Source organism: Vibrio crassostreae (assembly GCF_041439375.1).
GTDB classification, from domain to species: domain Bacteria; phylum Pseudomonadota; class Gammaproteobacteria; order Enterobacterales; family Vibrionaceae; genus Vibrio; species Vibrio crassostreae_D.
Genome location: NZ_JBGONY010000050.1, coordinates 1 through 22,790 on the forward strand (window position 1 = coordinate 1; position 22,790 = coordinate 22,790).

At 44.8% G+C, this 22,790-nt stretch carries 17 protein-coding genes and 2 pseudogenes; 11 read left to right on the top strand and 8 right to left on the bottom strand.

All coding sequences use genetic code 11. The features are described 5' to 3' along the window. Positions 1 to 47 precede the first annotated feature (47 nt). Positions 48 to 1,325 (bottom strand): annotated as a pseudogene (locus ACED45_RS18090) (collagenase); the annotation flags it as partial. A 428-nt stretch (positions 1,326 to 1,753) separates the two neighbouring features. Here ACED45_RS18090 and ACED45_RS18095 point away from each other — a divergent pair. Both ACED45_RS18095 and luxN read left to right on the top strand, forming a co-directional pair. Beyond that, complete coding sequence (locus ACED45_RS18095; protein WP_371714648.1) at positions 1,754 to 3,007, top strand: acyl-homoserine-lactone synthase; 1,254 nt, start codon at positions 1,754 to 1,756, stop codon at positions 3,005 to 3,007. Beyond that, a complete protein-coding gene (luxN, locus tag ACED45_RS18100) occupies positions 3,000 to 5,576 on the top strand; it encodes a quorum-sensing autoinducer 1 sensor kinase/phosphatase LuxN (protein WP_371714649.1) in 2,577 nt (858 codons plus the stop codon). The genes ACED45_RS18095 and luxN overlap by 8 nt, the downstream gene beginning before the upstream one ends. 98 nt (positions 5,577 to 5,674) lie before the next feature. Here the strand turns inward: luxN and ACED45_RS18105 are convergent, their stop codons facing one another. Together ACED45_RS18105 and ACED45_RS18110 are read right to left on the bottom strand one after the other, a co-directional pair. Beyond that, positions 5,675 to 5,950, bottom strand: coding sequence for a hypothetical protein (locus ACED45_RS18105; protein ID WP_371714669.1), 276 nt, complete (start codon positions 5,948 to 5,950; stop codon positions 5,675 to 5,677). A 441-nt stretch (positions 5,951 to 6,391) separates the two neighbouring features. Continuing rightward, positions 6,392 to 6,727 (bottom strand): annotated as a pseudogene (locus ACED45_RS18110) (DUF1254 domain-containing protein); the annotation flags it as partial. Between the two features lie 133 nt (positions 6,728 to 6,860). Between ACED45_RS18110 and ACED45_RS18115 the strand changes: the two are divergent. After that, positions 6,861 to 7,778, top strand: coding sequence for a LysR family transcriptional regulator (locus tag ACED45_RS18115; RefSeq protein WP_048661065.1), 918 nt, complete (start codon positions 6,861 to 6,863; stop codon positions 7,776 to 7,778). Positions 7,779 to 7,820: 42 nt separating this feature from the next. Here ACED45_RS18115 and ACED45_RS18120 read toward each other — a convergent pair whose 3' ends face one another. Beyond that, the gene (locus ACED45_RS18120; protein WP_371714650.1) at positions 7,821 to 8,747 is read right to left on the bottom strand and encodes a LysR family transcriptional regulator; all 927 of its coding nucleotides are present in this window, start codon (positions 8,745 to 8,747) and stop codon (positions 7,821 to 7,823) included. A gap of 129 nt (positions 8,748 to 8,876) precedes the next feature. Here ACED45_RS18120 and ACED45_RS18125 point away from each other — a divergent pair, with 129 nt between their 5' ends. From ACED45_RS18125 to ACED45_RS18145, 5 genes are all read left to right on the top strand, one after another. Further along, positions 8,877 to 9,665, top strand: a complete 789-nt coding sequence (locus ACED45_RS18125; RefSeq protein WP_371714651.1) for a hypothetical protein — start codon at positions 8,877 to 8,879, stop codon at positions 9,663 to 9,665. Between the two features lie 73 nt (positions 9,666 to 9,738). Continuing rightward, positions 9,739 to 11,250, top strand: a complete 1,512-nt coding sequence (locus tag ACED45_RS18130; RefSeq protein WP_371714652.1) for a DUF1214 domain-containing protein — start codon at positions 9,739 to 9,741, stop codon at positions 11,248 to 11,250. 231 nt (positions 11,251 to 11,481) lie between these two features. Beyond that, positions 11,482 to 12,813, top strand: coding sequence for an MFS transporter (locus ACED45_RS18135; RefSeq protein ID WP_371714653.1), 1,332 nt, complete (start codon positions 11,482 to 11,484; stop codon positions 12,811 to 12,813). Positions 12,814 to 12,936: 123 nt separating this feature from the next. Next, complete coding sequence (locus ACED45_RS18140) at positions 12,937 to 13,818, top strand: multidrug transporter (RefSeq protein ID WP_371714654.1); 882 nt, start codon at positions 12,937 to 12,939, stop codon at positions 13,816 to 13,818. Between the two features lie 175 nt (positions 13,819 to 13,993). Further along, positions 13,994 to 14,239: a hypothetical protein gene (locus ACED45_RS18145; RefSeq protein ID WP_333917792.1), complete on the top strand. Its 246-nt coding sequence runs from the start codon at positions 13,994 to 13,996 to the stop codon at positions 14,237 to 14,239. Positions 14,240 to 14,292: 53 nt separating this feature from the next. Here the strand turns inward: ACED45_RS18145 and ACED45_RS18150 are convergent, their stop codons facing one another. After that, positions 14,293 to 15,480: a GGDEF domain-containing protein gene (locus tag ACED45_RS18150; protein WP_371714655.1), complete on the bottom strand. Its 1,188-nt coding sequence runs from the start codon at positions 15,478 to 15,480 to the stop codon at positions 14,293 to 14,295. Positions 15,481 to 15,763: 283 nt separating this feature from the next. Between ACED45_RS18150 and ACED45_RS18155 the strand changes: the two genes are divergently transcribed. Beyond that, on the top strand, positions 15,764 to 16,552 hold the full coding sequence (locus ACED45_RS18155) for a phytanoyl-CoA dioxygenase family protein (protein WP_371714656.1): 789 nt from the start codon (positions 15,764 to 15,766) through the stop codon (positions 16,550 to 16,552). A gap of 20 nt (positions 16,553 to 16,572) precedes the next feature. After that, positions 16,573 to 17,562, top strand: a complete 990-nt coding sequence (locus ACED45_RS18160) for a zinc-dependent alcohol dehydrogenase family protein (RefSeq protein ID WP_371714657.1) — start codon at positions 16,573 to 16,575, stop codon at positions 17,560 to 17,562. Positions 17,563 to 17,582: 20 nt separating this feature from the next. Here the strand turns inward: ACED45_RS18160 and ACED45_RS18165 are convergent, their stop codons facing one another. The 3 genes from ACED45_RS18165 to ACED45_RS18175 form a co-directional block, all read right to left on the bottom strand. Next, complete coding sequence (locus ACED45_RS18165) at positions 17,583 to 18,530, bottom strand: FecCD family ABC transporter permease (protein ID WP_065614844.1); 948 nt, start codon at positions 18,528 to 18,530, stop codon at positions 17,583 to 17,585. Between the two features lie 101 nt (positions 18,531 to 18,631). Then, positions 18,632 to 19,594, bottom strand: coding sequence for an ABC transporter substrate-binding protein (locus ACED45_RS18170; protein ID WP_102432330.1), 963 nt, complete (start codon positions 19,592 to 19,594; stop codon positions 18,632 to 18,634). Next, positions 19,591 to 20,433, bottom strand: a complete 843-nt coding sequence (locus ACED45_RS18175) for an ABC transporter ATP-binding protein (RefSeq protein ID WP_371714658.1) — start codon at positions 20,431 to 20,433, stop codon at positions 19,591 to 19,593. The genes ACED45_RS18170 and ACED45_RS18175 overlap by 4 nt, the downstream gene beginning before the upstream one ends. 371 nt (positions 20,434 to 20,804) lie before the next feature. Between ACED45_RS18175 and ACED45_RS18180 the strand changes: the two genes are divergently transcribed. Next, positions 20,805 to 22,709, top strand: coding sequence for a bifunctional metallophosphatase/5'-nucleotidase (locus tag ACED45_RS18180; protein ID WP_371714659.1), 1,905 nt, complete (start codon positions 20,805 to 20,807; stop codon positions 22,707 to 22,709). Positions 22,710 to 22,790 lie beyond the last annotated feature (81 nt).

Genomic DNA, 22,790 nt, shown 5'->3' on the forward strand with positions numbered 1-22,790 from the left:
TTTGAAAAGCGAAATGTCGCTTAGCTAAGTGTCCAGTCTGACTGGAGCAGATCATCACCATTGGCATAGCGATAAGCCACAAAGCGAGCGACGTTACCGACTTCTGCAGGATTACCCTCTAAATACTGACCGCCATTGTCTGTGGTATTGCCAAACAAGAACGATGAATAATCAATGTAACTGCCTTTGCTGCCAAACACTGCGACTTCAACTCGCTCGTTGTTATCATCAGCGACAGGTTGTTGACCCGTATTCGCGACTTGGTGGAAGTCGGCCTCTTTGGCAGCCAACACATCACACGCCTCCATCGCTTGTGACTCAGTTAGATCTTGAGAGCGAATAATCGCAGGCCCTTGGCACTCATAACGATGGGGAAGTACACGCGTTGCCAAGTCGCGTTTCGCTTGTTCTAGGTCTAACCCATTCAAGCCTTCTGGTGCGAAGTAACTCATCATTTCGACGGCCGCTAGCCATAGCTTATCGTGCTCGCTACCCAGTGGGTTTTGCGCCATCACTTGCTGTATAACTCGCATCGCTTTGTCTTTGGTCGCTTTATCCGGACTGGCTAACAAACGGCTTGTTTCACGCACGGCGTTATAAACCAGAAAACTCGTATCTGTATCCAACGCCCAACTGTTATCACGAGCAAAAGTCGCCAGCGTATCGATATGTTGGGTGTGGTTTGCCATGTAATCGTAGAAGTCATCTCGAGCGGCATGCCCTGCCATTGCTCGAAAGAGATTGTTGAGACCATCGACCCATTGTGAATCCTGCGCTGTTTCATGGTTAAAGTGATTCAATGCCGCAAGTTGCGCATCCATGGTCAGTGGAAGTTGCTTAACATTATCGACCATCAGCGTCAGACTTTTCATCGCCCCAACTTGCTCACGGCCTTGATCGAGAGCATTAGGGTTCGCCAGAAAAGCATTAACAGATAGAGCGAAGCGCTGGCTTAACGCCTCGGAGAAATCCTGTGCTCGCGCGTTATAACGAACGTAATAAGCGGCGCGAACAAATTCGCCAAGGCTTTCAAGTTTACGAGCCTGTTCAGCATCACCTCGGTAACGGGTAATTTCTAAATTCAGAGCTACTTGAACACGGCTTAGGCTCGCTTCGCTATAGATATTGTTTAACGAACTCTCTTGAGCAGAGAACCAAGCGCCATAGCAACTGTTGTCTGCTGCTGAGACAGCGAGAGCAAGGTCAGACGCCTGCTGAAGATCAAGCACCTCACACTGACTTTGAGCAAAGGAGAAACTGGAAACACTGGCCAGCATGCAAGCGAGAGCCAAACGGTGACGTGGAAATAAACGGTTATGAGACATACAACACTCATTAGTTAAATATATATTTTGGCTCGCCGTTATATTCCTTACGATCAACAAGGTGAATTCAGTTGCGTATGGTTTATGAGCTTGGTTCAAAAAATAGATATTTTACGCCAATTTATAAATTCAAAGGATTATGCTCAATTGATACAGGTCAGAATCGGAGCAAGGTTAGGCTCTAAGTGATTGAGAAAATTCTAATTTAGCAACTTATAAACTAGTAAATGTTCTGTTGTTAAGGGGTAGCGCAAGTAGTAAACTTACGCTCGATTATGCAACTTGTTTTTAAAAACTATAGACACAATTAGAGTTACTCAACCTCAACAAAGTAACTTTATATCAAATAACTTAATAACAATTCGTGTCTGGTTAACGAGTGCAAATCAAATAAAAATAATTATATAAACCTAGGCTAGGTTAACACCATGGAATTAACGTCGTCTTTAGTCTCACTGTTGGCTAGCAGTCTGGCTATCGAAAAGAAACAACACGCGCTGATCGAGCTCGTGATCAACACTTATCAGCCACAAGATCGCACTGCACTTTTCCAAACCGTCACAGACTACCGTAGACGACTATTGGAATCGTTCTTCCCAGAACATCAACATAAAAGCCTCTCCGTTTTATTTGAATTGATGGACTATCGCGATCTCATTCAACGCTATCCAAGCAGTTTATCGACCGAGATAGCATTGTTAGAGGAAGCGGCAGGTCAGTGTTACATGCATTGGTTAGACTTTTGGTGCGAATGCGAAATTGCTGCCATTAAGGCAAAGTCGCCGCTCGATAGTCGTTCACCCTATGGTATCGATCTTCCCATTAAAGACAGCGCTTATTACAGTGCGATCATCGATCAGATAGAAGATGATCCGCTTGTGGTACAAACACCCAGTCACCCACAAGGAATGCCTATCAGTGATGCCATCGCTTTAAGCAACCTTGAGGTTTTCATCAAGGGTGAAAAATGGTTTGAGATGCTGCCTTTATTACACCTGTCACAAACGGGTAAGCACTTTATCCTGCTCAAACACCCAGACGATGAAGCCTTCCCAACATTAGTTTCTTCCGCCTTGATTCAAGATTGGTCAAAAAATGAAACCTGGCTAAGTTATGCGCCGCCATTCAGCAATGATCACTGGCAATACTGCTTACCAAATCATGGTTACGATTCACTTTCAGGGTTACAGCTATTCACGCCACCGATATTGTCAAAATGTGGCTCTCTGCCAAAATTCGATAATCAATTTCAGTTACAACTATCCGAAACTCGAGCCATATGTGAAGTTCTGCGCTTAACCGTCAGTGGAAATACCCAACAAAAACTCTACTTCCTCTATCTCGCTCAAAAAGAGCTGATGAGCGTCTTACATCAAGTTGGCTACAAAATTGGCTTCACCATCATTGAACAACCTTTCATGCTTCAGTTTTATCAAGCTATTGACCCAAAAGCGTATTTCCATTCGGGATATTGCGAATTGAACGATGACGGCACCACCATTTACCGTGGCTTTTGGAATTTCGAATTGATGGTCAACGTATTTAATGACACCGACTTCAAAGGCTACAAACGCGCCGTGCGTAACAGCAGAAAGCTTAGCTCAGCAGAAAAATTAAGCTCTGTTCAACAACCAGATTCTCTGCAACAGCCAAGCTCGGTAAATAAGGACGAACATGTTTGATTTCGGCTTAGAAGCCATCATCCACGCCAAAGCGATAACGCTTCTTGCGACGGTTGTTGTAGTCGTGATGTGGTTACTCTACTATTGCTACCGTCTGAAACTAAAGAGCGAAGCGATCGCAGGTACACACCACGTTGCCTACATCGCCTATTCGGTCTGTATTGTGGCGTGGATCAGCAGTAATGCGTATTTCCATACCGACTTATTACCAGAGCTTGGGCCGTCAGCAGCTGTGTTTGCAGCCAAATTTGCCAACCTCGCCTCCTTCTTTGCGTTTGCCTTCGCGTATTACTTCTCGTGTCAGCTTGCCGCCGAGCAACGCAACGGTAAGGTGCACCTATGGCAACAAGCGATTTTCGTCACTCTAACCGTCTACTCCTTGTTTATTAATTTAAGTCCGGGCTTAACCGTTGAAGACGTTATCATTGTTGGTCCAAGTCAGTTCGTGATTGAATTTGGCCCGCACACTTCGTACTTCTTCATCGGCATGATCAGCTTTGTGGTACTGACACTGGGTAACCTAGTGGCAATGCGCGCCAACAGCAGCAAGCTCACGCTGACCAAAACCAGCTATATGATTGCAGGTATCTTGGTGTTCATGTTGTCCACAGCAACGATCCACCTAGGTATGACTTACTTCTTGCGTGATTTCTCACTGACTTGGCTACCACCAGCCTTGTCTATTAGTGAGATGTTGTTCGTTGGGTATGCCCTGCTGACATCTCGTTTCTACAGCGTGAAATACCTTGCGTACATGAGCCTGAACGCCCTGTTAGTGTGTGCTATTTTAGTGATACCGTTTGGTGCGATATTCATCCCGCTGACCGAAGATAATCAATGGCTAATCGCCATTCCAATCTGCGCACTAATAGGCATTACTTGGCATGTACTTTATAAACGTGTGAGCCGTTATGCCTCCTTCTTTGTCTACGGGAACAAGACAACACCAGTACAGCAAATCCTTGCTTTAGAAGAAGATTTCAAGCTATCAATTGATGATGCGATGCGTCGTTTGGGTAGCCTACTTCAAATCCCAGAAGACAAACTGCGCCTTGTTAACAGCAACTACAACGAGACTTTCTACGAAGACTACCTGTCGACCAACAAGTCTGTTTTAGTGTTCGACGAACTGTCTGAAGAGCTCGATTACACTGCGCCAGCAAAACGTTCTATCAAGGCGCTCTATGAAAAGATGAGTTCTAACAACACGGCCTTGGTAATGCCTCTGTTTGGTCAGGGAAAGTCGGTCACGCACTTGTTGGTGTCATCGCACAAGAGCAACGATCAGATGTTCTCTAACGAAGAGATTTCTGCACTGCAAACCTTGTTAACTCGTGTGCAAAGTACCATCGAAGCGGATAGACGCATTCGCCAAAGTCGTGCTCTGGCTAACTCCATTGCCCATGAGATGCGTAACCCGCTTGCTCAAGTGCAACTGCACTTCGAAGTACTAAAGCAGCACATCGACAACCAAGCGCCAGCAAAACAGATCCTACTTGATATCGAAAACGGCCAAGCTGCAATTCAACGCGGCCGACAGCTGATTGATATCATCTTGCGTGAGGTCAGTGATAGTTCACCTGAGCATGGTCCGGTGACGATGACCTCTATCCACAAAGCTGTCGATCAAGCAGTAAGCCACTATGGCTTTGAAAACGAGAAGATAATCGAACGTATTCGCTTACCACAACATGCTGATTTTGTTGTAAAGCTAAATGAAACCCTATTCAACTTCGTTATTTTCAACCTAATACGCAATGCGATTTATTACTTTGATTCGTATCCAGATAGCCAGATCGAAATCAGCACCAAAATAGACTCTTACGAGAACGTTTTAATATTCCGAGATACCGGCCCCGGCATAGATGAAGCGATTGCTCACAAGATCTTTGATGACTTCTTCTCTTACCAAAAAAGTGGTGGTAGCGGCTTAGGGCTAGGCTATTGCCAACGTGTAATGCGTTCATTTGGTGGCAGAGTTGAGTGCCATTCTAAACTTGGTGAGTTTACTGAGTTCCACCTGTACTTCCCTGTGGTACCGAATGCCCCCAAAGCAGACGCGCTTCGTACACCTTATTTCAATGATTGGAAACACAACCAAACGACTACTCAAGATAAAGCCTGCGCTGATACAGAACCAACAAGTTCGCGAGAATCTGAGAGCCATTTAGCACCTACCGTGCTCATCGTTGATGACAAAGAGGTGCAACGCACACTTGTTCAGATGTATTTGAGCCGACTTGGCGTTAACAGTTTACAAGCCAAAAATGGCGAAAATGCTGTTGAGTTGTTCAGAACACACAAAGTTGATTTGATCTTAATGGACGTGCAAATGCCGATAATGAATGGTTTTGACGCAAGCCAAATCATCAAGGCACGCTCTCCTCAAACGCCAATCATTGCTTTGTCCGGCGAATCAGGACAACGTGAATTAGACATGATCAATCAGTTAATGGATGGTCGACTTGAAAAGCCAACGTCTTTGAATGCATTGCAGCACGTACTCGATAACTGGCTTGAGAAAGACTGGGCGTCAAATGCTTCCAAAGAAGCCGAAGGTGAAGAGTAGATGGCTAACCAGTAAATTAACGACTGATTAAAAATCCCCTCAAGAAAGGTTCTTGAGGGGATTTTTATTTTGGGATATTTCAGCTATTCGAAGAGATACTAAAGCTCTTTAATCTCAATTTGACGCAACGTTTCCATATACTCTAAAGTTTCATCCACATCGACTGGCTCGTACAAACGTAATACGCCAGCCCAACCTTCAGACACTTCAAAATCATAAGCTGCACCGGTACCACAGTTGAATGTGACAGACACTGTGCCATCACCGTTATCACGCATAGATTCGCCAGAAGCATAGAAGTGCCCAGAGTCGATCCAACCATCCGCTCCATAAGTGGTTAGAGAGTAGTAACCACCGCGCCCCTCAAAGTCCAAATTTGGCGTTGGAATCGTCCACTCTTGGCAGGTCGTCTTACCTTGACCTGGCACGCGCTCTAGGTATTGCGCTGTATCGGCTGGTAGCCCTGCGTAACCAAATGCCGTCACGTATTTGAAGTGGTGGTCTTCTACGTCATCCAAAGTCGCACCAAATCCCTTTAACCCTTCAATAGGCGCGCCGTGTTTCATTACATTGTTGATCAGTTTTAAACGGTAATTTTCAACATCACTAGGGTTATAGCCTTTACCTTGATAAGGCTTATCTGAATTCGCTTTGATAGAAAGCAGACTTTGGCGACGTTTGGTATCTTCGATAGAATCTGCGATACGTGTTCTGGCTAGTACATGAACATGAGTACCCATCGTTAGATCATCTGCAGTCAGGTTAAGCGTTTCGCCGCGGCGAACCACTTTATGAACAAGGTGGTTCTCATCCATGATATGAATAATCTGGAAGTAATCATTGTCCTCGTCCGGCACATGGAACGTTGCACCTTCTGATACATCAACAACCATCGTCGAGTAAACAACATCACGATTTGAACGAATCACAGTTTGTGTATCTTTTGAGACTGGTTCGGCGTGCAACCAATGGTTTACACCGACCTTATTTTGGAGGCCAAGAAAGTTCCAATCTGACTCCGCTTCTGGGTAGTTATCCCAATTAACACCACCAACAGCAGTATGATCATAAACAGATGAACTGTTGTTATCCGCAGCTGTTGCGCCAAATGCAGTTAATGCTAATAGCGTCACTAACGTCGTTTTCTTCATAATGATTACTCATGTCTGTTTCGATGAGCTCAGTATCTAGACACTTCATGATATACTCCAATCGATTATATGAAATCAAGATATACAGTTTGGGTATATCTAAACAGCTTCTCAATTCTGGAGTGCAGTAATCATGATGAGTAACCGCTTTAAACGATTAGACCTTAATTTACTTAAGGTATTGAAAGTATTAATTGAGGTAAAAAATACTCGAAAGGCTTCAGAGCTTCTGTTTACAAGCCAACCCTCTATCAGTCGCTCACTACAAAAGCTACGTGAGTACTTTGACGATGAGTTGTTTATTCGCTCCCAACACGGCTTAGAACCCACTTCTAAATTGCTTGAAATTAAGCAGACCTTGTTACCGGTGTTGTTGCAGTTAGAACAAGTACTTGAACCAAAGTCTGAATTTGATGTTGCTCAGTTTGATGGCACTGTGAACATCGCCATTAATGGCTTTATTGCTAACAGCATCTCGGCAAAGCTAACTCAGATATTGTTAGCGCAAGCTCCTAAGGTCAAAGTGAATATTGTGGATTGGGGTGCGAATACTCTGGATTTACTCACCTCTGGTGAGGTTGATTTAGGTGTCAATTATTACCCATTAGAATTATCCAAACAGGTATACCAGAAACGCATCGCAAGCGATGATTTTGTCTTGGTATGCCGCACTGGGCATCCACTTGCCAACACGCTTTTGCAAAGTGACCAGCAAGAAACCTTGCAATTAGCGAGCTTGGTGGTCAGTGATTGGAACGACAATATTGCGTTAGCACCGAACGTGTTAGCCGATGTTGGCATCAATACTGAGGTAAAAATACGTTCGACTTACTTACACAGCTTATTATCTATAGTGAAGCAGAGCGACGTATTATTCCCATGCTCAAAACTACTGGCCAATTCGCTTTCAAATGAATTTTCTTTTGTGCAGTTTCCTCACATGCCCAACATGCCAAATGGCGATATTGGCATGACTATCGGGCGTAAACATCGCAATCAACCGAAGATGCGCTGGTTGGAATCGTGTATCGAAGAGGTGTTCAAAGAGTAGTTATATGTAGTTCTGAAAAGTAGAAACAAACAAGCATGACCCTTACTGGTGATTGGCCTCTGTCATCGCCGTTTCAATCAAATCCAGCAACCATTTATATTTAGCTGAGTGCTGGTTTTTCTTATGAAAATAAGCGAACACCTCCATCTCCTCGGTTCCCTCTTCCAATCCCTCAATTGCGATTGAGCGCAAGACACCTTTATGTTGTTCAATCACCGGAGGCATGCAAGGTGCGATAATGTTGGAGTACTTGATCGTTTCAATTAACCCAACGATGGAAGTCGTTCGCAGTGCCATGTTAATCGATTTACCTTGGCTTAAGACTTCCTCTTCCAATCGAGAATGTTTGTTTTGGTCGAAATAAGCAAGGTCAACATGAGCAAATGGGAACGACAACAAATCATCAATCGTCGCGGTGGATTCCTCGAAAGGATGATCTTCTCTTACTGCCAATACAAACTTTAAGGTCACCAGAGGTACGGCAATGATCTCAGCAGGCAAATTCTTAGCTTCGAAGTGAATGACAAAATCAATCTCGTCACTCTTAAGTCTTTCTAATGAATTTTGGGAACTCGTATGACTGATCAGTCTTGAAAGTGGACTTTCTACTGATAGCTGATGAAACAGAGCGGGAGTCAACCAAGGCAGGACATGAGGATTCGCCTCTATCTTAAAATCTTCACTGAGGTCCGCGGGATTAAACTGTTTTCCTTCTTCTATCGCCGTAACCAATCCATCTAATAGCGGGAAAACGCGTCGATACAGGTCGTCTGAATAAGGTGTTGGCAAAAACTGCTGATGAGACAGGACAAACAATTCTTCACCTAAGGATTCCTTAAGCTTCTTGATGCTTTGGCTAACCGCTGGTGTCGAGACAAACAACTTCTCAGCCGCTTTTCTCAAGCTCTTCTCCTGATACACCACCACAAACACTTTCAATAAGTTCAGATCGACATTGTTAAGTTTCATGAGACACCATAAAGCATTGCTTAACGAATGGTTAAGTTTATATGAATTAACTTAACAAAGTCCACTTTGTATAGTTATCCCACCTTCACGAAGTACACGGATGTAGTGAGATAACTCTATGAGGCAGCTATGTTATTACAGCGTTCGATCCTTTCTCTAACCCCTCTTTTGTTAGCTAGCGGTGCTATCGCTGAAGAAACAGAAGTTCAAGATATGTCAGACCCATTAGCGGTCTACACACAAGCAGGCTTCGGCTACACCGACAAGGGCTTAAACCTAAAAGTTGGGCAAACCTACGACACGGGCAGTGATGCCACCATGGGCATGAATGTGCTCGAAATCAAAGGTATCGCTGGTGAGACGATTGGTTGGAGCGGTCGAGGTGCAGACGACAGTATTGATTCCTTCCGCTTTAGAAACTTCGGTGTAGATCTAACTAATGGCCGAGGATCGCAAGTTGATATGTCTTGGGATTTCGATAACAACCAAGGCAGCGCGTCTTACAGCTTTATTCAAGCTTTACCGCAAATGGGCATGTTTAACTTCTACCCGCTCGCGGGTGTCGGTATCGCTGCAGGTGAAGAGTTGGTTGAAGGCACTGGTGGCGCTCTCGATGCCGATCAACTTCGCGACCGCTACAACATGCACGGTACTTTCTACGTTGCAGGTATGTACGCCAAGATGCAACTTACCGATAAGGTTTGGTTGAACTACAACCCTATGTATTTAGGCACAATGTCAGGGTCATCAACGTTCAAAGATTTTGGCTTTGAGGGCAGTGATTCTGTACTCGCACATGAATTTGCAGCGAGCTATCAAATCAATCCAAGAGCCAACGTTCGTTATTTCGCAAACTGGACAGAAAACACAAGTATCGAAGACGGCGATCACCGTATCGAATTTAACTACCAATTTTAAGTAGTGATTTCGGCTTTAACGAGCTGGTTTCACTTGAACGAATAAGTTTAAGTTTAAGTTTTGAGGACACATTATGAACATGATATCTAAAGCCCTTGCCAGTACTTTCACACATCCACTGCGATCAACAGCGATGCTCGTTTCTATAACAGCCTTGTTTTCAGCAACGGCGATTGCTGGAAACGATAACCCAACAGAAACCCTTCAAACACGTGCGGGAGACTTCACCTTCGAAACCGACTTTCTTCATGGTATTCCAACACAAGAAAGCTCAGCAAAACTGTTCGAACTAATGGACTATCAACGCGCGTCACAAGCTTACATTTGGTCAGTGCCTTTGGTGTCAAACTACGCATGGAAACAAGCCTATGCAGACATGGGGGCAGAAGATGGTCAAATTACTTATGTTGAGTCTCATGAATCTAAGCTAGGCGGCTTAACTTACAACACCTCTACGCCTTACGCGATTACTTGGTTTAACGTAGAAAAAGAGCCCGTTGTTATAGAAATCCCCACAGATGAACTGCGCGGCGCAATACACACCATGTGGCAGATCGGAATTTCTCAGATGACCGAGCCGGGCGTCTACGTGGTAAAAGCCAAAGGGTCTGAGACACCGAGTAATCTGCCAAAAGGCGCTCAGGTTTTTGAGTCAGACACCAACTATGTTTTCTTTGGCGTTCGCTTAATGGCAGAGTCAGACCAGCAACGTATGAAAGACTTAGAGGCCCTGAAAATTACCAACCTCAACGGAAAGCCACTGAGTGATAACGGCGTAAACTTCCCTGAGCGTGGTGAAGATGCCAAACACCCAAGAGGCATGGCATTTTGGAATACGTTGAATGAAGCCATTCAAGCTGAGCCAGTAGCAGAGCGTGATCGCATGATGCACGACATGCTACGTCCCTTGGGTATTGAGAAAGGTAAGACGTTTGAACCATCAGGTCAGCAGCGTGAGATTTTAGAACAAGCTGTAGTGATGGGGGAAGCTATGGTTAAGAATATCGACTTCAACAAAACAGAACGCTTGCCACACGCAGCTTACGGTAAGGAAGGCAACTTTTGGGAAGTAGCGACGGCTTCAACACCAAACCAAGATCGTTACTACGGTATGGATCTCGATGGACGCGCAGCATGGTTCTACGAAGCTGTAACTAACGACGTAGCAATGCACGGTTTTGAGAATGGCGGTTGGGGCCAGATCTATCTAGACAACTACCGCGATGACAGTGGTAAGGGGCTTAATGGCAGCAACCACTACACTCTGACTCTGGATGGTGATGTAAACTTCGCGGATCTGTTCTGGACAATCACTATTTATAACGTTGAGAACCGCGCCATTATCGACAACGACATTGAGCGTGCAGATGTAGGTTCAAACATCGAGGGAACGGTCAAAGACGCACAAGGCAATTACACCTTCCACTTCTCGCCAACTAAGCCAGCAGGTGTGAATGAAGCTAACTGGGTGCAAACACGAGAAGACGAAAACTGGTTTGTTTACTTCCGTGCATACTCACCAAGTAAAGCATTTGTAGCGCAGCAGCCAGAAACCTTATTGCCTAACTTCAAGCGTGTGGATTAATCGCCTATAAGAAAATTTCATCAGGAACAATTATCAAGTTAGATGAAGTAATAAAAACAAGAAGAGGAGCCTAGTTGCTCCTCCTCTTGTTAGCTCCTTTATATTTTTAGCCTTTACATGTACAGAGAGACAAGCTCATCAAAAGTTTTCCGATTCTTACAACAATTCCATGATTTAAAAGAGTAAAAGGGTTATACATAAGAATGTATTATCTAAATTACTGAAATTATCATGACGCTCAAAGAGATTCTTAAAATTCCCAATGTCCGCTACTTCTTAATGTTTAGAAGCAGCTACTTTGCGCGTTTTTATTACCCTATATTCACCCTACTCTATTTAGATTACGGACTAACCCTCTCTCAGTTTGCCATGCTAAACGTAGTTTGGGCGGCGACCATCGTACTTGCAGAAGTTCCATCTGGGGCATTCGCCGATACCTTAGGTCGCAAACAGCTTGTAGTGTTGTCTTCGATTGTGATGTTCATAGAGATAGCCATGATCGCACTCGTACCGACCGGAGACGCTAACTTGGTGTTCATGGTATTTTTGGTCAACCGAATACTCAGTGGGTTAGCAATGGCATTGGCAAGTGGTGCAGATGAGGCATTGGCTTACGACACCTTAAAAGAACAAGGCAATGAAGAGTTGTGGCCGCGAGTGTTACAAATCCAGCTCCGTATCGCTTCTAGTGTCGGTATCTTTGTCACCTTGATCGGCGCTGCGATGTACGACGTGAACTTCATGGCGAACATCTTTCATTTCCTTGGGCTAGCCGAGCCAGAAAGCACCAAAGACCTGATGCGAATCCCTGTGTTCGCGACTCTCTTGGTCGCGTTACTCGCAATTTATGCCGCGATAAACATGCGTGAAGAAAAGAAGGTGATGCCAAGCGATCAGAGCAAATTAGCAACGACCATCGCCAGCCTCAAGTTAACGGCTGATACAGGTAAGTGGGTACTTGCTACGCCTTACGTGCTGTTCATCTTGCTCTATTACAGCTTGTTCGAACACACTTCACGCATGTTCTTAACCATGAACAGCCAATACTATCTCGCTATCGATATTCCTATTATCTATTTTGGTTTTATTGGCGCGGGAATCAGTCTGCTAAAAATCATTTTAGCGGGGCAAAGCCGGAGGTTGGCAGAAAGTATCGAGTCAAAAACCTTTATTATTGTCATGGGCTTAGCAAGTATCGCGACCTACTATTGGATCAGTTTAGGTTGGTCCATCTATGGGGTAGTTCCTGCGCTGGTGCTTATCTTTATCATCATGACGATGAACATTTTCATCAGCTACCACCTAAACAAAAAGACCGAGTCACATAACCGAGCCACCGTTCTTAGTTTCAAAGGTTTGATGTTTAACCTCGGATACGGGCTGATCGGGATCTTGTACGCTTACTACTACAAATTGGTCTCTAATAATTACACCGAGCAAGAAATAGAACAAAACCTCGCCTTCTTAGCATCGCTCTCTTCATTCTGCTATTACTTCGCCTTACTGTTCGTGTTAATCAGCGCGTTGTTTTATTTCAAAAACAAGAAACAGCCGATCTTCTGAAGAGCGCTCTAATACTGAATAGAGAATAAAGGTGAGCCTGTGGCTATAAACAGATCATGACACTTCTTATCATGTGATTTTTTGTTAGTATCACCATCAAATTACATCACACATGGAAGCGTCATGTCTTTTAGTTGGATCGCCTTTACCCTGCTTGCTGCCTTCAGCCAATCTTGGCGCAATGCCTTTCAAAGCAAACTAGCGGGCACAATGAGTGTGGCTGGCGTTACGCTGGCTCGTTTTATTTGGGCTGGCCCAATCGCACTTATTTATCTCTATTCGCTGTACCAATGGCAGCCAGTCTCCGCGCCTAATTTTTCCGGTGAGTTTGTTTTCTACATAGTTGCTGCGGCAATCATGCAGATCCTTGCAACAGGCTTGATGGTGATGCTATTTAAGCTCGAAAACTATGCGATTGGTGCTGGACTTGCCAAGTGTGAAGCTCCGGTTTCTGCTGTGCTTTCCGTGTTATTTTTTGGCACAGCGTTGACCGTTACAGGCTGGGTAGGCGTATTAATTGGCACCTTGGGCGTGCTCATCATGAGTAGCGCTTCAGGTTGGCGAAGCCTTTCCCCCAAAGTGTTTTTGTTAGGTATGGCTTGCAGTACCGCGTTTGCTTTAACGTCTCTTTGGGTTCGAGAAGCCAGCTTGAACATCGGCCTTCCCTTCCCTCATAGTGCAGCGTGGGTGCTGTTCCTAGTTATTTCTCTTCAAACAGTGATTATCTGTACGTACCTCTTTTTCAGAGAACGCGACACGTTACACCAGATATTCAAGAAGTCGAGATTGGTGGTGATGACAAGCCTAGCCAGTGTGATCGGTTCTCTTGGCTGGTTTAGTGCAATGTCACTTCAAGCCGTGCCTTATGTGAAAACGTTGGGACAAGTTGAGGTGGTCTTTATGGTGTTAATCTCTTTCTTCTGGTTGGGGCAAAGTATTGCTCGCAAAGACATTGTTGCACTCATCTTACTCTCTATCGCAGCGGTATTGGTGATGCGGCAGTGATTTGAACGTCGCCATACTTGGACGTTGGGTCAAAGAGGACTGGAAATCATACCCCAGTGAAATATTCACCCACCGCATAAATATTACGGTGGCGTAAAATGATAAGAACGGCCTCCACATAATTTTTATAGTGCACGTATCAGCTATTAATCATTACCCAATAGGATACAGCCCAATGAAAACCCTTACTCAAATCGCACTAGCAACGATCTTTTTTACAACCTCAATGATGGCATTCGCAGAGCCCGCGACAACAAACCAAGCCCAATTAGAAGCGTCAAGCACAACAGTGAAGCATGAAGGAATGACCGTGACGCTAACTGATAAACATTTTACGTCTACGGAAGAAACTAAAGCCACTGCCTCACAGACGTTAACGCAAAGCCAAAAAGCAGACTCAGCGCCACAGCCAACAATATAATGGCTTTATCAAAATAGTGGCGGGTCAAACTAACGCATAAAGACCTGTCATCATCAGGCAATGACGAGTTCGTTAATATGACTAGGACAAATTGAAGTCATATTACGACCGTTTGTTTTCGCTTGATACAACGCTTTATCGGCTCGGCTAACAAACCCATTCCAACTCTCATTCGGGTGAAGCTGAGCAACACCGAAACTCGACGTCAGAAACATCTCATTTCCTTGCACTGCTGAGATCTCTGAAATAGACAACCGCAACTTGCAAGCAATAGCCTGTGCTTGTAGGAAATTAACATTGGGCAACAAAATCATTATCTCGTCTCCGCCAAAACGGAACGCACTGGCTGTAGGCGATGTTTTGATTGCACTTTGAACCATTTCAGCAAAAGACTTGATAACGAGATCACCCACTATGTGTCCGTGTTGGTCATTGATCGACTTAAAATTATCAATATCCATCATAATGGCACTGACAGGCGTAGTCCCCGCCTGCTTCATGATAATTGGAACCATTTCATCTAATGCTCTGCGGTTTCCAAGTGCCGTTAAAGGATCGCTGTAAGACAGATCATGAATAGACCTAAGCAATCTTGCATTAATCAACCAGAGCATTGTGAAGCTCATCGACACGATAAGAACAATACTCACTAAAAAGGCAAGTTGATGAATCAGCGCGGCCGTCATGAAATCCTGCAGCTCAGCAGAAAATAGCGTCACCAATACCCGGAAAGCCATAAACCCGCCATATATCAAAAATGATAAGGCCATCATCCGAGTAGCTAAGTTCAAGTCATCACGTTGACCCTTTAACACCACAAAGGCAGTGCAAAGAGTGACAAAGGCTAAATAGAAACTAATGAGAATAATTCGAGCCTTGATGGAAGGTTCATAGTACGTGAAGTGAATAAAACCTAGCAGAAGAGCCAATATCATCAAACTGCTGAAGTAGGTACATTTTAAGGAGTATTCTCGGAACAGGCATAAACTATACAAAGCGAGATGAAAACCAAACGCAATGACCATATTAGCACCAATAACAGTGATCCAATCAGGTAGTTCCCCTCTTAGGCTCAACATCAACGGCCCAGTTCCAATAACAAATATTGAAAAGGAAAAGCTAGAAAGCCCTTTAATTGGCTGTTGAGTGAATTGAAATAACAATAAGCCAATACAGTAAATGAAAGAGAACAAAATAATAATAAAATTAAGTGTTCTCATATCCAGCGAAAAACCATCCATGATTTTCTATCTTCCATACGCAACCAAATTTCAACATGGTCAATAATCATGCAAACCACAAAAACATTCACCATATGAATCTTTTCATTTTGCAAAATAAGGGATAGATCACACATGCGGAGATTTTTATCGCATGAGCCTATGACATAGATAGGCATGTAAAACTCCCACCATTTGGCTTCATAGCATCACTGAATCTACAGGCTTCTGCACTCGTTACTTGGTTGAATGACAACTGTCTGGCATTATGCGCCCAAGAAATCTGTGGGAACGAAGGTAGTCAGTGGTAGAAAACAGCCAACAATTAAGTGACCGTTACGACGAACATGGTTACTTTGTTATCAGAAATTATTTCAATGAAGCTCAAATCACATCGCTTAGAAAAGTCGTACTGAAATTCCATGAATCATGGAAAGCAGACAACGAAGAATTCTATCAAGAAGAAGCATTTAACTCGTCTTTAATTACGGGAAGCGAATATTTGCCTGCCGACGATAGAAGCGTGCTTTTCGACTTCATCAGCTCAAAACAAGTGATGGACGTGGTTGATGCGGTGATTCCGAACAAACCGGCATTCATGAATACACAGCTGTTCTTCAACCCAGTAAACCCGCAACAAAAAGACTTCTGGCATCGCGACTGTCAATACGACTACGACATTGATGACCAGATGAAAGTAATCATGGAAACCCAAGTATTGCACCTACGTGTACCTATCTTTGATGAGCCCGGAATGGAGCTTATCCCCGGAACACACAAGCGCTGGGACAACGAAGAAGAATACAACGTTCGCCAAGAAGTGAATGGTAAAGTGAGCAGCGATGACATCTCTGGTGGTAAACAGATACCGTTAGAAGCGGGCGACTTATTAGTCTTCTCAGCAGATATGATCCACAGAGGTCGATACGGGTTGGATCGTTTAGCATTGGATATTTTGATCTTTGACTCGGCGGCAGACTATGTCGACTACGTTGATGACGACTGCTTGCCAACACCAGCTATGTTAAGCAATATTGCCGACCCAAGACTGTTTATGAACACGCTACACTTAAAATCAATGCAGTACTCATGATCCATAAAGGTGCCCTAACTATGACTGACACTAAGCAAAATACCCGAATTAGCCAGTTCCGTTTCGGTCAGCCAAAAGAATCTCTCAAGCTAGAACATGTCGCTTTAGGGGCACTAGACAAAGATAAAGTTCGCGTACAAATTGAAGCGACTAACATCAACCCTAGTGATCTGTTGTCGATTTATGGTGTTGGACAGTACAAACACAGCCACCAGCCGCCGAGAGTACCGGGGTTTGAAGCGGTAGGAAGGGTTATAGAGTCCAGTCATGCTGAGTTTGCAGTAAATCAGCGCGTGCTTGTGGCAACCAGTGGAACATGGCAGACCTATGTCGATGTATCGCCAGATGACCTGTTCCAAATTCCTCAGCATTTAGATAATGGCTACGCCTGTCAGTTGTACATTAATGCGCTAACCGCATGGGTGCTAACTACAGAAGTAGCCAAGCTGACCCAAGAAGATGTGTTGATCATCAACGCAGGCAGCTCTGCCATCGGTAAGATCTTCTCCCAGTTATCAGCATCGCTCGGCTTCAACATCATTGTTGTTACATCGCAGCCGAAACGATACCCAACTCCTACAAACTGGGTATTAGATGCAAACGACGATTTAGTTTCTCAAATTAAGGCGTTAGGCTTGCCTATGCCAACCGTTGCCTTTGATGCGATTGGCGGCTCACCCGGAACCGACCTTATTCACACCCTTGGCAACAACGGGCGCTTTATCAACTATGGGACGCTGTCTCTGGATTTTTACGAACCACGCTTCTTTGAGTACGCGAAAAGCCAAGACATCGATTTCAGTACCTTCTTCTTACGCTATTGGGAAGAAGCAGAAGGTAAAGATGTTCGCCGTGATAAGTTCACGACCATGCTAGATCACTTCATCACACACGACATTCAGCTCGACGTCGACCGCTACCTGCCATTCGATGAAGTGCAAACCGCGATTGATCTCATTGAATCAAAAACCACACGATTAGGTGGCAAGATCGTCTTACTACCTGTGTAGTTTGGTGGAATTTAGCCGCACTATTTACGCCAAACAAGATACAAAACGAACAACCCGCCAAGCGCTGCTGTAACAATACCTACAGGCAGTTCTTGTGGCGCTAATATGGTTCGGCTAATCACATCCCCAAATAGTAAAAGTACCGCGCCCCACAAGGCAACCAGAGGCAGAGCTCGCTTGTGAGTGACGCCTGAAAATGGTCGTACTAAGTGGGGGACCATCAAGCCAATAAAACCGACCACTCCGGTCATCGATACAATCGACGCAGTACAAAACGCACAACAAAGAAAAATCTCGCTTTGTAGGCGGTGTACGTTGATCCCCAGTGAGCTTGTCGTCTGTTCACTCACTAACAAAGTATCGAGCTCGCGATAACGCTTGAAAATTAACGCAATCAGACATAACACGCCCGCCAAGGCAAAAATCAAATTATCCCAACGCGCGAGCCCCAAGCCTCCCATAGTCCAGAACAAAATCGAACTCGCCGCTCTTTGGTCGCCTGAATAAATCAAAAAGCTGGTGATGGCTCCGAATAGAAATGAGATCGCCAAACCACACAAGATCAAGTTGTCATTGCCCTTTTTCTTCTGCATCGAAAACAGAATCAGAACAGCGGTCGCCGACACAATACCACCCGAGAATGCAGCCAGTGGCAGCGACCAAACACCCAGAGCGTCTCCCACTTTGGTGATCACCAACACCGCACCAGCAGACGCGCCAGATGACAAGCCAAACAGAAACGGATCCGCCAGGTCATTGCGTGTCGAGGTTTGAAGCAACGCGCCAACCATCGCCAGCCCTGCGCCCGCAATAACGGCTAACAATGCTCTAGGTAACCTTAGATCGATCAGTATTCGACTGGTCATATCCGGCATTGGATCAGTGAAAGAACTCAACCCTATGAGCACTTCTTTGAAAGACAAAGGAACCGAGCCAAACTGCAAACTCATCATGAAGGCGAGCAGCATAGCAGTGATACCTGTTAGCCATGCTGCCCGATATTTATCAAATAAAATCAACGGACTACTACTCTTATCAATAATAAGGTTTCATATAACAACCTTCCCGATCACTCAGAAACGAACGCTTCTGCAAGTTTCTCAATGGCATCGATATTGGCAGGCCCAGGGGTGAGTTGCTCATAACGCAGTTTGACATAGCGACCAGAAGTGACCGCATTGGTGTATTTCATTAACGGATGAGCTTCGAGGAAACGTTGCAACGAATCGGCACCACTCGCCGATTGGTAATCCAGAAGGATAATCACATCTGGGTTTTCACGAGCGACATTCTCCCAAGAGGTTCGAGCCCAACTAGCTTCCATATTGCCTGTGATATTTTGACCACCAGCAGCTTCAATCATTGCGTTTGGCATTCCGTACTTACCCGCGGTGAAAGGCTTGTCTTCACCCGAATCAAACAAGAACACTTTTGGGCTCGGCTTACCTGATGCTTTTTGCTTTTCTGCTATTTTTTCAACTCTCTCTTTCCAGTTTTTCACCAAAGCCTCGGCCTCTGCTTGCTTGTCGAAAATAACGCCTAACTTTTTCATATCGCCATAAAGCAGATCCATTGTCGCGCCTTCTTTTTGGTCTTGGGTATGAATGCAACTTTCAGAGAGCACTAAGGTATCAATCCCGTATGGCTTCAGTGTTTGAGGCGTCACTTCACCACCTACTTTCATTCCATAATTCCAGCCAGCGAAAAAGAAGTCAGCATCAGCAGCAATCAATGTTTCTAATGAAGGATACTTAGGTGCGAGCTCAGGAATATCACCTAAACGTTCTTCAAACGAACTCGACATCTTGTACCACCCGGTAATACCCGTAACGCCCACCATCTCCTTTTGAAGACCAAGAGCAAACGCCATCTCGGTCATATTGATGTCGTGTACAACCGCTCTTAAAGGTCGCTTTTCTATGGTCAGTGGGCTCCCACAGTTATCAACCGTCACTGGGTATTGAGTGCTTGTCGCATGCACACAAGAGAAAGGTAAAAGAAACAAAAGACTGGAAATTACAGGCCACTTCATTGGGCAGCTCCTATTAAAGAGTGATTAGAAAGAGTTAAGTGAGTTGAGTGAGTTGATGCAGCTTCAAAATGATGGATGGTGCTGCATATAACAGGATGATTGAACGTAAGAACCCGCAATCCAAAAACAGGGATCATGTATCGGTCTTGAATCACCGTCTCTGGGGCTGAGAACGCCACCATTTTTTGGCCTGACATCAACAGGACTTTATCGGCGAATGGCGCTACCAAAGGTAAATCGTGCAGCACCACAACAGACGCAATGCCACGTTGTTTAATTAGGCTCAGAAGTTCAAGACGAGCGAGAGGATCAAGGTGGTTTGTAGGCTCATCTAAGAGTAAAAGCCGCAGCTCTTGTGCGAAGGCGCGAGCAATACTTGCACGTTGCTGTTCACCACCGGATAGCTCACCAAAGCACCGCTGGCTTTTGTGAACAAGTCCGACATCTTGCATCGCCTGCTGAACCGCTCGTTTGTGCTCTTTTGCGCTACAACAAAACGTATGAGGAGTACGGCCTAAGCCAACATACTCAGCAACACTCAAACGAGGGTCAACATGCTCATGTTGAGTAACCACCGCGACTTGTTTGGCTATCTGCTGCCGCTCAAGGCTTCCAAGTGCAATGCCAGACAACATCAACTCACCCGCGACGGTTTTGTATTCGCCTGTAATGCCTTTCAGCAAACTGGACTTTCCACTTCCATTAGGCCCAATGATGGCAATGCATTCACCGTCGTTCACATCAAATGTAACATCGGAGACGGCCCTCCAGTTAGCCAAGCCATCAGCGCAGAGCCCGCGCACAGACAATACAGGTTTATTCAATTTTCCACCGAACATCCAAAAACAACATTTATTGATATGTTATAACATATCAATAAATTAAAGGTATAGTTAATAATAGAAATATTAAGACCGCGCTAAGAAGTCATGGGAATGGCGGGATAATCCACTCACCTTGAATAAAGACAGTCGTGTTTAAGAAAAATGATTCGCTTAGAAAGTTTGATTAAAGAAATCGAGGATTGAAAAGAGAGCGAAGAGTTGTGGTGGGTTTCATCGTCACTTAAGTTGTTGCGAGACAGTCACGAGTCACATTTATTTGAAACATCAGTAAGTTATATCACTATAAATATGACACTGATCACCCATAAGGTAATCTCGATTCTATATGGTAGCGTCATACTTAAAACCACGATGTGAACATACTTATGAAAAGACACATACTATCAAGCGCCATCCTACTCTCTCTAGCCTTTCCCACCTTTGCAGCTGATGGAGACATACACGATGTCACGATACTGGGTACTTCAGATATCCATGGTCATTTTATGGCGTGGGATTACGCGGCGGATAAACTCAACACTCGTGGTAGCTTGAGCCAAATCGCGACCAAGGTTGGTGAGATCCGCAAAGAGCAATCTAACATTATCCTTGTCGATGCTGGCGACACCATCCAAGGCAACTTCATAGAAACCTTCAAAGACGAGCCTGTTGATCCAATGATGCTTGGCTTTAATCACATGAAATACGATGTATGGGTTTTAGGTAACCACGAATTCGACTTTGGCCTTAAAACCCTCAACAGAGCCGTTACCCAATTTAAAGGACAGTCTCTCGGTGGCAACATCAAGAACAAAAACGGAAACCCATTCTTGCCGGGTTACACCATCCTTGAACGCGGTGGTATTAAGATCGGCGTGATCGGAATGGATACCCCAATGACGGAGGTCTTTGCGCAAGGTACCAACCGTTTAGAAGGCGTCACTTTCACTAATCCAACCTTGGAAGTGAAGAAAATCGTCAAAGAGATTGATGATAAAGTGGATGCCATCGTATTGGTTGCCCATATGGGAATTGAGAACGAGAATGACATTGCCGACAACGGTGTCACCGACATTGCCAACGCAAACCCAGAGCTCGATGCCATCGTCGCTGGCCACATGCACACTCGCATCGATAAAGCAGTTGTGAATGGCGTTATTATTACTGAACCCGACAAATATGGCCGCGCCCTATCTCGTATCGATCTTCAATTTGAAGAGCGCGATGGCACATTCACTCTCGTCAACAAAGACAGCTTCACCTATAAAATTAAAGGCATAGATTCTGATGAGAATATGGACGAGCTATACCTGCCTTATCACAAACAACTCCGAGAAATGGCGAATCGACCTGTCGCTCAGCTTACCGGCGTTGATTTAGTCCCAGAAAACGAAATCCGTGGTATCCCTCAAGTCCATGTTCAAGACACAGGCATCAGTGCGCTATACCAAGAAGCGAGCTTCTTTTATGCCCCCAAAGCCAATGTCATCGCACTTCAAATAGACAACGACAATGCAGAGCTCGATGTTGGCCCAATCAAAGCTAAAGACATCGCGTACAACTACCAATACGCAGGTGGCGAAATCACTGTCTACCAGATGACAGGAAAAGAGTTAAGAACCTACATGGAATGGTCTGCGGGCTACTTCAACTCAGTGCAACCCGGTGATGTGACCTACAGCTTTAACCCTGAACGCAGAGCATCAAAATATTCGACCAATGACTTCTTCGCGGGCGTAACTTATACCATCGACCTCACTCAACCTGCAGGTACCCGCATCACCAACCTTGCGTTTGCTGATGGCACACCGGTTACTGATCAAACAGAAATCCGTATTGGTATGAATAGCTATCGAATGGGGCATCTAACCAAGAAAGGCGGCGTGCTAGAAGGTGAATCGTTCCCTGTACTCTTTGATACTGAAGCAGAGTATGGAGAAGAAGCAGGCACAATCCGTAATATGACCATCAAATATCTTAAAGAAGAAAGGAACGGTCAGTATGAAGGTAAACCTCAACAACGATGGGCACTTTCTGGTTTAGAAAGCCGTTATAATGAACAACGAGAGATAGTGAAGTCATTGATTAATGATGAAACCATATCAATCCCGACCAGTGACGATGGCCGCTACACAAACATCGCTTCTATCAACGTAAAAGAACTGATGTTCAAATCTGACGAAGCGAAACAAGCTGCCATAACCACACGCGAAAAGAAACTGGCGCAAGCAACTGAGCAAGAGAGTAAGCAGATCAAACGCGAAATCACTCTGATTGAAGCGCTCAATTAACCCCTGACCTCAACCAATAGCGACTTAACGACGCTTAGAGCGTGGTTAGGTCGTTGTCGTTCCCATCTTCCAACACCACAT